We start from the raw sequence: 1193 nt of genomic DNA on the forward strand, positions 1-1193 counted from the left end.
GCGCGCGGCCGCGCGGGACCGCGTCACGGCGATCGTGACGACGGAAAAAGATTGGGTGCGCTTGGCGCCCCGGCTCGCGGGTGTGGACCTGGGCGCGCCGGTGTGGGTGGTGGGGGTGCGGATGGCGATCCTCAGTGGAGAGGCGGAGCTGGATGCTCGACTGGCTGGCGTGCGCGCTCGTTAAGGCGCTCGGCGCCGCCCTGTCCGGCCTGCCGCCGCAGGCGGTCACGTGGCTCGGCGCGCAGCTGGGCGTGCTCGCCCTGGGCATGTCCTCCCGGCGGGCGCGCCTGGCGCGGACGAACGTGCGCGCCGCGTTCAACGGCCAGCTCATGCCGGGGCAGGTCCGCGCGCTGATCCGCCGGTGCTACGAGCACTTGGGGATGAGCGCGCTGGAGATGCTGCGCCTGCCGGCCATGGACGCCGCGTACGTCGAGCGCCACGTCACCATCGAGGGCGCGGGACGGCTCGAGCAGGCCGCCGCGTCCGGGCGTCCCGTCATCCTCCTGACCGGCCACTACGGCAACTGGGAGCTGTCCTCGATCGTGGCCGCGCTGCGCGGCTACCCGATCGTGGCGCTGGCCCGCGCGCAGGAGAAGTTCCCCCGCCTGTACCGCCTCCTCGTGTCCTACCGGGAATCCAAAGGGTGCATGATCGTGCACAAGGGCGGCGCCATGAAGCGGCTGGTCGCCGCCTTGGATCAAGGCCGCATCGTCGGCATCGTCGGCGACCAGGCCAGCCGGCAGGGCACCTTCATCGAGTTCTTCGGCCGGCCGGCGTTGTTCGCGCGCGGCCCCTTCGCGCTGGCGCACGGCCGGGGCGCCATCCTCATCCCGGTGTTCATCCACCGCGTCCGCGGACCGTTCCACCGGATCGTCATCGAGCCGCCCATCGAACCCCGGCCGGACCTGCCCGAGGACGAGGCCATCCCGCTGGCCATGCGCCGCTTCGCCGAGCTGCTGCAGCGCCACGTGACCGAGGATCCGGCCCAGTGGCTGTGGCTGCACAACCGGTGGAAGCGCACGCCGGCGCGGCGCGCCCTGGTGCTCAGCGACGGCAAGCGCGGCCACGTCAAGCAGTCCGAGACGGTGGTGGAGGCGCTGCGCGAGCGCTTTCCGCAGCTCGCGGCCGACACGATCGAGGTCCGCTTCCGCAGCCCGCTCGCGCGCGGGCTGTGCGCCCTGCTCAACCGCGTC

The 1193-nt window shown here is 73.1% G+C and carries 2 protein-coding genes; both read left to right on the forward strand.

Translation table 11 applies throughout. From position 1 onward, the window contains the following. Positions 1 to 184, forward strand: a 184-nt coding sequence (locus tag Q8Q85_11680; protein ID MDP3774915.1) for a hypothetical protein, incomplete at its 5' end; no start/stop codon positions are given. Further along, a partial coding sequence (locus tag Q8Q85_11685; GenBank protein MDP3774916.1) for a hypothetical protein occupies positions 153 to 1193 on the forward strand: 1041 nt, incomplete at its 3' end. The genes Q8Q85_11680 and Q8Q85_11685, both read left to right, overlap by 32 nt.

It is taken from the genome of Gemmatimonadales bacterium (assembly GCA_030697825.1).
Classification (GTDB): Bacteria; Gemmatimonadota; Gemmatimonadetes; order Gemmatimonadales; family JACORV01; genus JACORV01.